The sequence below is a fragment of the Aquabacterium sp. genome (assembly GCF_044226965.1).
Taxonomy (GTDB): domain Bacteria; phylum Pseudomonadota; class Gammaproteobacteria; order Burkholderiales; family Burkholderiaceae_C; genus Pseudaquabacterium.
The window spans coordinates 24,778-37,247 of sequence record NZ_JBGAGA010000009.1; the positions used below are offsets into that span (position 1 = coordinate 24,778).

13 protein-coding genes are annotated in these 12,470 nt (G+C 72.1%); 8 read left to right on the plus strand and 5 right to left on the minus strand.

The window, feature by feature from the left end:
- Positions 1–33 precede the first annotated feature (33 nt).
- A complete protein-coding gene (locus ACILR4_RS06095) occupies positions 34–996 on the plus strand; it encodes a PriCT-2 domain-containing protein (protein ID WP_395699947.1) in 963 nt (320 codons plus the stop codon).
- 438 nt (positions 997–1,434) lie between these two features.
- Here the strand turns inward: ACILR4_RS06095 and ACILR4_RS06100 are convergent, their stop codons facing one another.
- The 3 genes from ACILR4_RS06100 to ACILR4_RS06110 all read right to left on the minus strand — a co-directional run bounded on the left by ACILR4_RS06100 (position 1,435) and on the right by ACILR4_RS06110 (position 3,198).
- The gene (locus ACILR4_RS06100; RefSeq protein WP_395699948.1) at positions 1,435–1,737 is read right to left on the minus strand and encodes a DUF4010 domain-containing protein; all 303 of its coding nucleotides are present in this window, start codon (positions 1,735–1,737) and stop codon (positions 1,435–1,437) included.
- 50 nt (positions 1,738–1,787) lie between these two features.
- Complete coding sequence (locus ACILR4_RS06105; protein WP_395699949.1) at positions 1,788–2,684, minus strand: MgtC/SapB family protein; 897 nt, start codon at positions 2,682–2,684, stop codon at positions 1,788–1,790.
- A gap of 91 nt (positions 2,685–2,775) precedes the next feature.
- Entirely contained in the window at positions 2,776–3,198 is a 423-nt protein-coding gene (locus tag ACILR4_RS06110) for a universal stress protein (protein WP_395699950.1), read from the minus strand.
- A gap of 163 nt (positions 3,199–3,361) precedes the next feature.
- Between ACILR4_RS06110 and ACILR4_RS06115 the strand changes: the two genes are divergently transcribed.
- Positions 3,362–4,129, plus strand: a complete 768-nt coding sequence (locus tag ACILR4_RS06115) for a winged helix-turn-helix domain-containing protein (RefSeq protein ID WP_395699951.1) — start codon at positions 3,362–3,364, stop codon at positions 4,127–4,129.
- The gene (locus ACILR4_RS06120) at positions 4,126–6,153 is read left to right on the plus strand and encodes a PAS domain S-box protein (RefSeq protein WP_395699952.1); all 2,028 of its coding nucleotides are present in this window, start codon (positions 4,126–4,128) and stop codon (positions 6,151–6,153) included. The genes ACILR4_RS06115 and ACILR4_RS06120 overlap by 4 nt, the downstream gene beginning before the upstream one ends.
- A gap of 19 nt (positions 6,154–6,172) precedes the next feature.
- Here the strand turns inward: ACILR4_RS06120 and ACILR4_RS06125 are convergent, their stop codons facing one another.
- Complete coding sequence (locus ACILR4_RS06125) at positions 6,173–6,976, minus strand: Crp/Fnr family transcriptional regulator (RefSeq protein WP_395699953.1); 804 nt, start codon at positions 6,974–6,976, stop codon at positions 6,173–6,175.
- Between the two features lie 239 nt (positions 6,977–7,215).
- On the opposite strand from ACILR4_RS06125, the gene ACILR4_RS06130 reads away from it, so the two are divergent.
- Entirely contained in the window at positions 7,216–7,698 is a 483-nt protein-coding gene (locus ACILR4_RS06130; RefSeq protein WP_395699954.1) for a hypothetical protein, read from the plus strand.
- Between the two features lie 45 nt (positions 7,699–7,743).
- The gene (locus tag ACILR4_RS06135) at positions 7,744–8,349 is read left to right on the plus strand and encodes a hemerythrin domain-containing protein (protein ID WP_395699955.1); all 606 of its coding nucleotides are present in this window, start codon (positions 7,744–7,746) and stop codon (positions 8,347–8,349) included.
- Between the two features lie 29 nt (positions 8,350–8,378).
- On the opposite strand, the gene ACILR4_RS06140 is transcribed toward ACILR4_RS06135, so the two are convergent.
- A complete protein-coding gene (locus ACILR4_RS06140; RefSeq protein ID WP_395699956.1) occupies positions 8,379–9,620 on the minus strand; it encodes an NAD(P)H-dependent flavin oxidoreductase in 1,242 nt (413 codons plus the stop codon).
- Between the two features lie 116 nt (positions 9,621–9,736).
- On the opposite strand from ACILR4_RS06140, the gene ACILR4_RS06145 reads away from it, so the two are divergent.
- From ACILR4_RS06145 to ACILR4_RS06155, 3 genes are read left to right on the plus strand one after another with little or no spacing between them, the layout of a single operon-like run.
- On the plus strand, positions 9,737–10,102 hold the full coding sequence (locus ACILR4_RS06145) for a metal-sulfur cluster assembly factor (RefSeq protein WP_395699957.1): 366 nt from the start codon (positions 9,737–9,739) through the stop codon (positions 10,100–10,102).
- A 20-nt stretch (positions 10,103–10,122) separates the two neighbouring features.
- Positions 10,123–11,259 (plus strand): hypothetical protein, encoded by a 1,137-nt coding sequence (locus ACILR4_RS06150; RefSeq protein WP_395699958.1) that lies wholly within the window; start codon positions 10,123–10,125, stop codon positions 11,257–11,259.
- Between the two features lie 15 nt (positions 11,260–11,274).
- Positions 11,275–12,468 (plus strand): NnrS family protein, encoded by a 1,194-nt coding sequence (locus ACILR4_RS06155; RefSeq protein WP_395699959.1) that lies wholly within the window; start codon positions 11,275–11,277, stop codon positions 12,466–12,468.
- Positions 12,469–12,470: the final 2 nt, after the last annotated feature.

Here is a 12,470-nt window from a genome sequence, read left to right on the forward strand (position 1 = left end):
AGGCGGCCGCGAGCGTGGCGCTGAAGGCCCCACATGACCTCGAGCAAGGAACGTACAGACACGCGCGGCCGCAAGACTGGCGGCGGCAACACGATGCACCTCCGCCGGACCATCACGGCCGATCTGGTGCGCAGTGCGCTGGCCAGCGTGCCGTCCGACGTGGACCGAGACACCTGGGTCCACGTTGGGATGGCCATCAAGTCCGAGCTGGGCGCTGACGCGGGTTTCGATCTGTGGAGCGAGTGGAGCGCACTCGGTGAGTCGTACAAGCCGCGCGACGCCCGCGACGCCTGGCGCAGCATGAAGGCCGGCGACCGCACGACCATCGGCGCGCTGTTCGGCATCGCCAAGGATCACGGGTGGCAGTTCCAGGACGCTGACGCCGCATCGCAGGCGTCAGCAGTCGAACCGGCGAACCCCGCCGAGCTGCAGCGCGTGGCCGACGAGCGCCGGCAGCAACGCGAGGCCGAGGCCGCCGAGTACCGGCGTCGTGCCGATCAGGCTGCACGCGCAGGCCGACGGTGTGCGGTTCCTGCCCGATGGCACGCTGTTGGTGCCGATGCGCAATGCCACTGGCGAGCTGCAGAACGTGCAGCGCATCGCGCCCGAGAAGCCCGCCAACGGATCGCCGTAAAAGCGGTTGCTGCCGGGCGGTCGGAAGTCCGGCCTGTGGCACCAGCTGGGCGCGCTGAAAGCGCGCGGCGACTGTGCTGCTGGTCGAAGGCTTTGCCACCGGCGCGACGGTGCACCAGGCCCGCCGGCCAAGCCACAGCAGTGGCCTTCGATGCCAGGCAACCTGGTGCACGTGGCTTCGAGCCCTGCGTGAGCAGTTGCCGACCGCGACGCTGCTGGCGTTCACCGACCCCGAGCCGAAACCCGCTTTCGCTCAAAGGCAGCGGGCATAGCAATCTTTGTGATCGATCCGCGTCGAGGACGTGGGACTTCGCCGGCTCGATGGATGAGGTGGTTGTGGTTCTACTTCGCCGCGAGACTTAGAGCATGCTTGCTGCGGCCGCTTGATGATCCGGCGTGCCGGATGCTGGCCACGCTGGTGACGCGGCACGACGCGCTGAAGCCAATTCCAATCGATCAATCGCTGTCCCCGTCCGCCGAATGCAACGGGGACAGCTTTTTTATGCTTCGGGGACAGAGAATGCCAATGAATTCAACAGCTTGGGTGCTGCGGTCCCCGCGTCCCCGTTGTCCCCGTCAAAAAATGGCCGAGTCGGATATGCGCAGCGCAAACGTGCCTACCCGGCATATGGCCAGCGAGCCATCTGTGCGGGTAACTTTGCGGGTAACTCGCGCCAACAATGAATCGTTCTCATAGGCGGATTTGGGAGATACAGGGCCCACCAGACACAAAGAGGGTTAGCACGCGTCAGCGGCTAACCCTTTTTTGTTGTCCCCGCGCGAGCCGCCGCTCACCCCCGCTCAGCCGGCCACGGCCAACGCAGCGCTGGCCGCCAGCATGGCGGCGCCATACGCCAGCGCCAGGCGCCAGGCCATCGCCAGGCTGCCATTGACGCCCGCAATCACGGCCTTCGCCGCGAGGCTGCTGAACAGCGCCAGGCCCAGCGCCAGGGCCGCCACCGGCGCACCCAGGCTGCCGCTGCCCTGCAGCCGCGCCAGCGAGACGGTGATCGCATCCACATCGGCCAACCCGGACAGCAACGCCAGGCCATAGAGCCCCGCCGCGCCCAGGCCCTGCCGCGCCGCCTCGGTCAGCACGGCCATCAGCGCGAGAAAGACGCCGAAGGCCAGTGCGGCGCCCAGGTCGAAGGGCCTCAGCTCGCCGGCGGCAGGGGCCGATGCAGCGGGTCGAAGGGCCTCAGCTCGCCGGCGGCAGGGGCCGATGCAGCGGCCGGCACCACCGGCCTGCGCCGGCGCCAATGCCACAACGCGCCGCCGATCATCGTGGCCGCCGCGGCCAGCAGCGCGGGCAGCACCCGCGGCAACAGGCCCGGGGCCAGCACGGCCACGATCAGGGCCATGCGCAGGCACATCATCGCGGTGGCGGCCAGGCAGCCGGCCAGCGCCGCGGCACGCAGCGCCGGCTCGGCCCGCACCTGCCGCGCCAGCGCCAGCGTCGCGCCGGTCGACGACGCCAGGCCGCCGAGCAATCCGGTCCACACCGCGCCGGCCTGCGGGCCCACCAGGTGCATCGCGACATGGCCGGACATCGACAGGCCCGCCACCATCACCACGGCCCACCACAGGCGGTACGGGTTCAGGGCCTGGTAGGGGCCGAGCGGCGCATCGGGCAGCAAGGGCAGCACCACCGCCGACAGCACCAGCAGCTGCAGCGCCGCGCTGAGCTCCGGGTGATCGATCATGCGCAGCCAACGGTGGATGGTCGGCCGCAGGTCCAGCAGCACGGCCACCAGCACCGCGGCGCTCACCGCCAGGCCCGGCGAGTCGAGGGCCGCCAGTGCGCCGAGGCCGAAGCTCAGCAGCAAGGCCACGGCCGAGGTGGCGCTGAGGTTGCCGGTCGAACGCACCGACTCGCGGTAGCCGGCGGCCCCGATCAGGGCCAGCCCGAAGGCGCCGGCCGCCAGCAGCAGCGGGCCGACGATCGCCAGCACGCCGCCCAGCAGACCGACGAGCGCGAAGGTGCGCAGGCCCGCGACACGGCCGCCATCGGCCACCGCGCGGGCGCGCCACCCGCGCTCCAGGCCGATCACCAGGCCGACGGCCAGCGCCGCCAGCAGGCCCGGCGCATGCGCGGGCAGTTGCAGGGACGGGGCGTCCAGTCGACCCTCGGGGCCGCAGCGCTCAGCGAATCAGCAGCACGGGCTGCTTGCAGTGCGCGACGACGCGCGTGGTCACCGACCCGAGCACCACGCCACCCAGCGTCGAGCGGCCATGCGTGCCCATCACCACCAGGTCGAAATGCTCCTTGGCTGCCAGCGCGGCAATCTCGTCGCCGGCATGGCCGGCCACATGCAGCGCGCGCAGTTGCCAGCCCTGCTGGGCGGCGAAGGCCTTCACCGGGCCCAGCACCTCCTCGGCCTGTTCCTGGTAGTAGTCCTCGACGATCTTGTGCTCGAGGTAATCGGCCGCCCGCGGCGGAATGCGCGGCACCACGGTGAAAGCGGTGTACTCGTGCGCCGGCCCCAGCAGTTCGGGGTGCGCGGCGATGTAGGCCAGCATGCGCTTGGTGTAGGCACTGCCATCGACAGCGAGCAGGATCTTCATGGTCGTTCACTCCGAGGTGGGAAGGAAGGCGGCCCGGCCGGGCCGGTGCAAGGAATGATGCCGCCTCTGCACAGAACCGGCTTGATGGTACGCAATCCGGCGATCGAGACCACTTCTCGCGCTACCCTTACGTTCCCGCGCCGGATTCCGACACGCCCCCTGCATGCCCGACCCGACCCACATTGCCGTCGTCGACGACGAGGCCGACATCACCCAGTTGCTGGCGAACTACCTCGGCGCCCACGGCTTTCGCATCACCCAGCTGCCCAGCGGCCACGCGCTGATGGCACTGATGGGCAGCGACGCGCCCGCGCTGGTGCTGCTGGACCTGGGTCTGCCGGGTGAAGACGGTTTCGCGATCGCGCGCCAGCTGCGCGAGCACTGGCGCTGCGGGCTGGTGATCGTCACCGGGCGCGGCGACGCGATCGACAAGGTGGTCGGCCTCGAGATCGGCGCCGACGACTACGTCACCAAGCCCTTCGAGCTGCGCGAGCTGCTGGCCCGCATCAAGGCCGTGCTGCGGCGCCTGCAGCCCGAGGCGGCGCCGGCCGCGGCACCCAGCGCTACTGCCCCGCTCGCCGCCGCCCCGGCGGCCGCTGCGGCGCCGGCGCGCGAGCGCTTCCGCTTCGCCGGCTGGCTGCTGGACCTGGCCGGCCGCCGCGTGCTCGACGCCGGCGGCCAGGAGGTGGCGCTGACGACCGGCGAATTCGACCTGCTGGCCACCTTCGTGCGCCACGCGGGCCGCGTGCTGTCGCGCGACTTCCTGCTCGAGCAGACGCGCGGCCGCGAAGCCGGGCCCTTCGACCGCACGATCGACGTGCAGGTGGGCCGGCTGCGCCGTAAGCTCGAGGCGGATCCCGAGAACCCGTCGCTGATCAAGTCGGTGCGGGGCGCGGGCTACGTGTTCGTGCCGGAGGTGCAGCCCTCGTGACCCATGGCGCGCTCGACCGCGACAGCGTCTTTCGCACGCTGTTCTCCGCCTACCCCGATGCCATGCTGCTGGTCGACATGGCCGGCACGGTCGTGCTGGCCAACCCCTCGGCCGCTGACTTGCTGGGTTATTCCGAGGGCGAGCTGAACGGCCTGCCGGTCGATGCGCTGGTGCCCGACAGCATCCGCCCGCGCCACGCCGCCTACCGCGAGGCCTATGCACGCAACCCGCGGCCCAGGCCGATGGGTACCCAGATGGAGCTGGCAGCACGCCGGCGCGACGGCAGCGAGGTGGTGGTCGAGATCGCGCTGAGCCCGCTGCAGGAGCAGGGCCTGCCCTACGTGGTGGCCTCGATCCGCGACATCGGCAGCTACCCGCGCGTGAAGCAGGCGCTGCAGCGCGCGCGCCATGCCGAGGCCATCGCCCAGATGAGCCGGCTGGCGGTGGACATGCGCGAGGCCGAACCGCTGCTGCGCCAGGTGCCGGTGGTTGCGGCCGAGGCGCTGCAGGTGGAGGTCGGCGTGCTGTACCTGCTGCAGCCCGATGGCCAGAGCTTCCGCGTGGCCGGCGGGCTGGGGCTCACGGCCGGCGAGGCGCCGGGCACGCTGGTGCCCAACCTGCCGCACACGCCGCCCGGCCATGTGCTCCAGACCGCGGCGCCGGTGGTGGTGGCCGACTACCGCAGCGAGTCCCGCTTCACGACGCCGCCCGCCTACCTGGCCGACGGGCTGGTCAGCGGCCTGGGCGTGCCGCTGCTCGAGCGGGGCCGCGTCATCGGCGCGCTGAGCGTGCGCTCGCGCCAGCGCCAGCGCTTCGGCGAGGACGAGACCCGCTTCCTGCAGTCGCTGGCCAACCTGGTGGCCACCGCGCTGCAGCGGGTGCAGACCGAGGAGGCGCTGCAGCATGCCCAGCGCCTGGAAACCGTGGGCCAGCTCACCGGCGGCATTGCGCACGACTTCAACAACCTGCTGACGGTGATCCACGGCAACCTGCAGGTGCTCGAAGAGCTGCCCGCGGTGGCCGGCGACGACTTCGCGCAGCAACTGGTGCACGCCGCCGAACGCGCGACGCGGCGCGGTGCCGAGCTCACCGGCAAGCTGCTGGCGTTCTCACGCCGCCAGGTGCTCAAGCCGCACACCGTGGATCTGGGCACGCTGCTGCCTTCGCTGGCCGACATGCTGCGCCGCACGCTGGACCAGCGGGTGCGCATCGGCGTGGAGATCGAGCCCGACTGCCCGCCCTGCCGCGCCGACCCCGGCCAGCTCGAATCGGCGCTGCTGAACATCGCGATCAATGCGCGCGACGCCATGCCCGACGGAGGCCAGCTGCTGTTCAAGGCCCGCCGCGCCACGTTGCCGCCGGCGCTGGCGGCCGAACTGGCGCAGGAAGACCCCACCGCGATCACCGGAACCGGCATGCCCGAATCGGTGAAGGAGCGCGCCTTCGAGCCCTTCTTCACCACCAAGGAAGCCGGTCGCGGCACCGGGCTGGGCCTGTCCACCGTGTACGGCTTCGCGCGCCAGTCGCATGGCGGCGCCACGATCGACTCGGCACCCGGCGAGGGCACGACCATCACGCTGTACATACCGGCCGACCTGCAGGAAGCCGCGCCCCGCGGCGAAGGCCCGGCCAGCGGGCAGCCGGTGCCGCCGGGCCTGCGCGTGCTGCTGGTGGAAGACGATGCCGAGGTGCGCACGGTGGTGCGCAATTTCCTCGATGGCTTCGGCTGCCGCGTCACGGCCTGCGCCAGCGGCGAGCAGGCGCTGGCGCTGCTGGCGCAGCCCGACGAGGTCGACCTGCTGCTCAGCGACATCGCGCTCGGCCCCGGGATGCGCGGCACGCAGCTTGCGCATAGCGCCCAAAAGCAGCGGCCACAACTGGCGGTGCTGCTGATGTCGGGCTATTCGTCCGACCTGCTGGACGCCGACCGCGACAGCCCGCCGGGCTGGGAGCTGCTGCGCAAGCCCTATGGCCGCGACGAGCTGGCACGGGCCATCGTGCGCGTGCTGGGCGCGCGCGCCTGAGGCGCGCGGCGCCGGCGGCTCACTGCAGCGTCGGGCGGGCGGCGCCGCCGCAGCGCTGGACAAAGGCGCCCAGGGCCGCGACGTCCGGGATGCTCACCTCGCGGCGGCCCTTCTCGACGAAGCCGATGACCTTGTCGCGCGCCAGCTTCGACAGCGCCCGGCTCACGCTCTCCAGCGTCATGCCCAGGTAGTTGCCGATCTCGGCACGCGTCATGCGCAGCGTGATCTGGTCGTTGCGCAGGCCGCGGCGGGCCAGCGATTCGGCCCAGTAGCGCAGGAAGTCGGCCACCCGCGCGTCGGCGGACAGCGTGCACAGCGACAGCAACGAATCGCGGTCCCGCGTGATCTCGCGGCTCATCTCGCCGTGCAGCACGGCCAGCAGCTGCGGCTGGCGCATGCAGGCGGCCAGCAGTTCGTCGTAGCGGATGGCCCAGACCTCGCCGGTGTCCATGGCCACCGCGTCGCAGCCGTACTGGCCTTGCGCGATGCCGTCGAAGCCCAGCCAGTCGCCCTTGAAGTGCAGCGCCACGACCTGCTCGCGCCCGTCGGACGCGGTGTTGACGATCTTGAAGAAGCCCGAGTTCAGCACGTACAGGTGCGAGAAGCGCTCGCCGGCCTGGTACACCGTGTCGCCGGCGTGCAGCACGCGGCGCTGCACATTCACCGATTCGGCCAGCAGGGTCAGCATCTCGGCGATGCGGCGGCTGTCGTCACTCACCTCGACCGGCGCAGCGGCCTCCGGCCGCTGCAGCGAGGCCCGCGCGGGCAGGCGGACGGCGGTGATCGACTGCGGGGCGGTGTGGGGGGCGAGCGAGGTGTTCATCGTGGATCTCCGGGCGGCTGCAGGGGCTGTGTCGTTGGATGCCAGTGTCGGCAGCGCCGAGCAACGGGGTGAGAACACGCCATATCGCTCGGTGTCACTCGGTAAACGGCCGGTATCAGCACCGCAACGGCAGGTGCCCGCCGTTCGGCACTTGATGTTGCGCAAACCGATCCGCGGCCGGCGGCCTACCCTTGCCGACCAACAACCCTTCTCAAATCCCTGTCTTGTCTGCTGGCGCGATGAAGTTGTCCCTGACCCACAAGCTGCTGGCCCAGATGCCGCTGTCGACCGACGAGTTGCAGGTGCTGCTCGGTTCGGCAGAGGCGCTGCGCCGTGCTGCGGCCGCTGGCATCGAGCAGCCGCTGCTGCGCGGCAAGAACATCGCGGTGCTGTGCAACCAGGCGGACTGCGCGGCGGCCGAGGCCTTCACCCGCGCGGCCACGCGGCTCGGCGCCCGGGTGGCGCGCATCTCGCCCGACACGGCGCTGCAGCGCGGCGAAGCCGACGCCGAGCGCGACACGGCGCGGCTGCTGGGCCGGCTGTACGACGCGGTGGAGTGCGACGAGCTGCCCGACGAGGTGGTCCACCGCCTGCAGCGCAGCATCGGCGTGCCCGTCTACAACGGCCTGGCGCGGCGCGACCATCCGTTGCAGCGCCAGCTGCCGGCCGAGGCCGACCCCGACTACGTGCTGCAGGCGCTGCTCGTCGCCACGTTGGCCTGACACAGCACAACCCGGCACCCCCACCCCCCTGCCAAGCTGCACATCATGCGCTCCACCACCCTCACCATCATCCGGGACGAGCACCGCGCCTTGGCGGCGATGCTGCAGTCGATGTCCATGCTGCTGCAGCAATGCCGCTCGCACCACCAGCTGCCGGACTTCGGCCTGCTGCGGTCGATGCTGTTCTACATCGACGAATACCCGAACCGGCTGCACCACCCGAAGGAGGACCAGCTGCTGTTCCCGCTGGTGCGCAAGTACTGCCCGGAGCTCGCCGATGTGCTGGACGAGCTCACGGCCGACCACGAGAAGGGCGAGCGCTCGATCCACCTGCTCGAGCACACGCTGCTGGCCTACGAGGTGATGGGCGACGCCCGGCGCGAGGCTTTCGAGCAGGCGCTGGCGCGCTACACCGCGTTCTACCTGCGCCACATGATGCTGGAGGAGCGCCACGTGCTGCGCGCGGCCGAGACCCAGCTCGGCGAGGAGCATTGGGCCGAGCTCGACGCCGCCTTCGCGGCCAACCAGGACCCCTTCGCCGGCGGCCACCCGCCCGACGAGGCCTTCCAGGCGGTGTACCAGCGCATCCTGAAGGCGCTGCCCGACCCGCTGGGCTTTGCGCCGCCGCTGCAGGAAGGCCACCAGGTCTGATGCCGGAAGGCCTCCCGGCCTGAGCGTGCTCAGCCGACCGCGGCCTCGGCCAGCGCCGGAGCGGGTGCCGCATCCGCCGTGGCGCCCAGCAGGCGCTCCATCAGCTCGCGCACGCTGCGGATCTGGTGGCCGAAGGGCAGCTTGCCGCGACCGCTGAAGAACAGGCCGCCCTTCAGGTCACCGTGCAGCGCCGCGGCCAGCTGCTGGTCGATGCAGAACTGGCCCCAGCCGACCTTGCCGTCGCGCAGCCCGCACTGCGCCAGGCAGTCGAACACCTTGGTGCAGCGCGCCTTCACATGCGCCACCGCCTGCAGCCGCGGCTCGGCCTTGAGGTAGGCCTCCAGCCAGGGCGTCCGCACCGCGCGCGCCGGCAGGCCGGCCACGCTGGTGAACTCCACCAGGTCTTCGTCGCGCGCCTCGGCCAGCACCTGCTTGAACACCGGATGGGCGTCCGACTCGGTGGTCACCGCGAACGGCGTGCCCAGCTGCACCGCGGCCGCGCCCAGGCCCTGCAGGCGGCGGATGTCCTCCAGCGTGCGCACGCCGCCGGCGGCGATCACCGGCACCTCGTCCTCGATGCCGGCCGCGCGCAGCACCGCACGCGTCTGCGGCAGCACGTTCTCGAAATCGAAGCGCGGATCGTGCACGTCCTCGACCTTGGCGGCGCCCAGGTGGCCGCCGGCATGGCCGGGGTGCTCCAGCACCACCGCATCGGGCCTGCGGCCGCGCCGCTCCCATTTGCGCAGCACCAGCTGCACGCCGCGCGCGTCCGACAGGATCGGGATCAGCTGCGCCTGCGGATGCTCGGCCGCCAGGTCGGGCAGGTCCAGCGGCAGGCCGGCGCCCACCACCACGGCATCGATGCCGCATTCGAGCGAACGCTTCACGTAGGCCGCGTAGTCGCTCACCGCGCGCATCACGTTCATCGCCAGCAGGCCCAGGCCGCCGGCCAGGCGCCGGGCCTGCGCGATCTCGCGCTCCAGCGCAGTGAGGTTGGCGGCGTTGATCGCAGCCTTGGCCGCCTCGCCCACGCCCAGGCCGCGCGTGCGCTCCATCAGGTCGGGATGGTGCCGGCGCAGGTCCACCGACGACAGCGTGCCCACGCCACCCAACGCCGCCACGCTGCCGGCCAGCCGGTGCGCCGACACGCCGATGCCCATGCCGCCCTGCACGATGGGCAGCAGTTCGCGCCCGCCCAGGCGCAGCGGACTCAGGCCACTGCGTGCCAGCAGCTGGCGCAAGGCGGGATCGATGGACGGCAGAACGGACATGGCAGCGGCAACCTTCGGCAACGCAACAGGCGGGCCTGCACCCTAGCGGCGACCGGTGGCCCCGGGCTTGCGCCAAGTCAAGACCCCACCGGTTTCATGTCCGCACGATGCCGGGCATGGATGCCGAACCCGCCGCGCCCGATCTGCCAGAGCCGCAGCCCTTCCCCTTCGTCGGCGACAGCGATGCGCTGCGCGAGCCCATCACCCAGGCGCTGCGCACGGTGATCGACCCCGAGGTGGCGCTGTCCATCGTCGACATCGGGCTGGTCTACCAGGTCACGGTCGAGGGCCCGCGCGTGCATGTGCTGATGACCATGACCTCGGCCGCCTGCCCGGTGGCCGACGAGATCCTCGACGCGGTGGAACGGGCGCTCGACCCGGTGGTGCCGCCCGACTGGCGCATCGAGACCGAGCTGTGCTGGGAGCCGCCGTGGACGCCCGAGGCCATCACGCCGCGCGGTCGTCGCCTGATGGGCTGGTGAAGCCGGCCGCCGCGCACGCCATGGCCACTGCCGATACCCGCCTGCTGGCACGGCCGCTGATGGTCGTGGCCTTCGGCTGCCTGTTGCTGGGCCTGCTGGGCGGGCTGCTGCGGCTGGGCCTGAACCCGCTGGCCGCGGTCACGCAGGACCCGGGCGTTTCGCCGCTGGTCGGCCAGGCCGCGGTGTCGCATGCCGCGCTGATGATCTGCGCCTTCCTCGGCACGGTGATCGGCGTTGAACGCGCGGTGGCGCTGCGGCTGCGGCGGGCCTTCGCCGCGCCGCTGGCCGCGGCCACCGGCGGCCTGGCGCTGTGGCTGGGCGAGCCGCGCGTGGCCGATGCCGCCTTCGTGATCGCTGCTGTTGCCTTCGTGCCGGTGAACCTGGCGCTGCTGGCGCGCCAGCGCGCGCTGCACACCGGCGTGCTGCTGCTGGCCGCACTGGCCTGGCTGGCCGGCTGCCTGCTGCAGTGGCTGCGACCGGGTGATGGGGCCGTCGCCGCCTGGTGGTTCGCCTTCCTGGTGCTGACCATCGCTGCCGAGCGGCTGGAGATGACGCGGCTGATGCGCCACCAGCCCGGCGCGCGCGCCACGCTGCTGGCCGTGCTGGCCACGCTGCTGGCCGGTGCCGCGCTGGGCAGCGACTGGCCTGCCGCCGGCAGCGTGGTCTACGGCGCCGCGCTGCTGGCCCTGGCGCTCTGGCTGCTGCGGCACGACATCGCGCGGCGCACCATCCACGCCGACGGTCTGGCGCGCTACATGGCCGCCTGCCTGCTGGCCGGGCATGCCTGGCTGGGGCTGGGCGGCATCGCCTGGATCGCGCTCGGCCTGCAGCCCGCAGCGGCCTGGCGCGATGCGGCGCTGCATGCCATCGGCCTGGGCTTCGTGCTCGGCATGGTGATGGCGCATGCACCGGTCATCCTGCCCGCGGTGGCGCGCATCAAGCTGGCCTTCGGCCCCTGGTTCTATGCCGCGCCGGCGCTGCTGCAGCTGTCGCTGCTGCTGCGCCTGGGCGGCGGCGCGCTGCACCCAGCGCTGCGCCCGCTGGGCGCCGCGCTGAATGCCGGCGCGGTGCTGCTGTTCCTGTTCACCGTGCTCGGTTCGGCGCTGCTGCAGGCACGCCGCCACCGGCCGGCCCGTTCCACTGTCCTTGTGCGTTAGGCACCCTAGTCTCCCATGGCCATCCTGCTGCAGATCGAAGAACCCCCGCGCGCCGCGCCGCCCCGCGGCCTGGCCTTGTGGCAACTGGGCTTCCGCCCGTTCTACCTGCTGGCCAGCAGCTTCGCGGCCCTCTCGGTGGCCCTGTGGGCAGCGCAGATGCTGGGCTGGCTGCCCTTCAGCTACCTGCACAGCCCGGCCTGGCATGCGCACGAGATGCTGTTCGGCTTCACGCTCGCGGTGGTGGTGGGCTTCCTGTTCACCGCCGGCCGCAACTGGGCCGGCCAGCCCACGCCCAGCGGTGGCGCGCTGGCCGCGCTGGCCGGCCTGTGGCTGGCGGCCCGCGTGCTGGCGCTCACGCCCTACACCACCGCCACCGCGCTGGCCAACCTGGGCTTTGCCTGGGCCTGCGCGTGGGGCTTGTGGCGCGCGCTGCACGCCGGCGGCAACCGGCGCAATTACTTCTTCGTGGCGCTGCTGGTCGCGCTGGGCCTGGCTTCGGTGGCGGTGCAGGCCGCGCTGGCCGGCGTGCTGCCGCTGCCGCCCTGGGCCGGGCTGCAGCTGGGGCTGGACCTGGTGCTGTTCATCGTCTCGGTGATGGGCGGCCGCGTGATCCCGATGTTCACGAACAACGGCGTGCCCGGTGCCCAGGCGCAGCGCCAGCCCATGGTCGAACGCATGGCGCTGGGCAGCGTGCTGGCGCTGCTGGTGCTGGACGCCAGCGGCCTGCCCGCCCCCTGGCTGGTGCCGCTGCTGCTGGCCACCGCCTTTGCCCACGCCTGGCGGCTGTGGCTGTGGCAGCCCTGGCGCACGCTGCGCACGCCGCTGGTGTGGGTGCTGCATGCGGCCTATGCCTGGATTCCGCTGCACCTGGCGCTGCGCGCCGGCGCGGCCGTGGGCTGGCTGCCCCCTTCGATTGCCGCGCACGCATTGACGGCCGGCGCGATCAGCGGCCTCATCATCGGCATGATGACCCGCACCGCCCGCGGCCACACCGCCCGCCCGCTGCGCGCCGACCGCTGGGACGTGACGATGTACGCGCTGGTGCTCGGCGCCGCGCTGTTGCGCGTGCTGCCGCCGCTGCTGTGGCCGGCGAGCTATCCGCTGGCGATCGGCAGCTCGGCACTGCTGTGGTCGGCCGGCTTTGCCGCGTACGCGCTGCGTTATGGCCCGATGCTGCTGAGGCCGCGGCTGGACGGCAAGCCGGGCTGAAG

Bases quoted from the DNA above. Each gene is read 5' to 3' on its own strand.
- ACILR4_RS06100 (WP_395699948.1), bottom strand. From the start codon at position 1,737: ATGGCCGTGCTGACCGAGGCGGCGCGGCAGGGCCTGGGCGCGGCGGGG.
- ACILR4_RS06095 (WP_395699947.1), top strand. From the start codon at position 34: ATGACCTCGAGCAAGGAACGTACAGACACGCGCGGCCGCAAGACTGGC.
- ACILR4_RS06140 (WP_395699956.1), bottom strand. From the start codon at position 9,620: ATGTCCGTTCTGCCGTCCATCGATCCCGCCTTGCGCCAGCTGCTGGCA.
- ACILR4_RS06125 (WP_395699953.1), bottom strand. From the start codon at position 6,976: ATGAACACCTCGCTCGCCCCCCACACCGCCCCGCAGTCGATCACCGCC.
- ACILR4_RS06135 (WP_395699955.1), top strand. From the start codon at position 7,744: ATGCGCTCCACCACCCTCACCATCATCCGGGACGAGCACCGCGCCTTG.
- ACILR4_RS06110 (WP_395699950.1), bottom strand. From the start codon at position 3,198: ATGAAGATCCTGCTCGCTGTCGATGGCAGTGCCTACACCAAGCGCATG.
- ACILR4_RS06145 (WP_395699957.1), top strand. From the start codon at position 9,737: ATGGATGCCGAACCCGCCGCGCCCGATCTGCCAGAGCCGCAGCCCTTC.
- ACILR4_RS06155 (WP_395699959.1), top strand. From the start codon at position 11,275: ATGGCCATCCTGCTGCAGATCGAAGAACCCCCGCGCGCCGCGCCGCCC.
- ACILR4_RS06115 (WP_395699951.1), top strand. From the start codon at position 3,362: ATGCCCGACCCGACCCACATTGCCGTCGTCGACGACGAGGCCGACATC.
- ACILR4_RS06130 (WP_395699954.1), top strand. From the start codon at position 7,216: ATGAAGTTGTCCCTGACCCACAAGCTGCTGGCCCAGATGCCGCTGTCG.
- ACILR4_RS06150 (WP_395699958.1), top strand. From the start codon at position 10,123: ATGGCCACTGCCGATACCCGCCTGCTGGCACGGCCGCTGATGGTCGTG.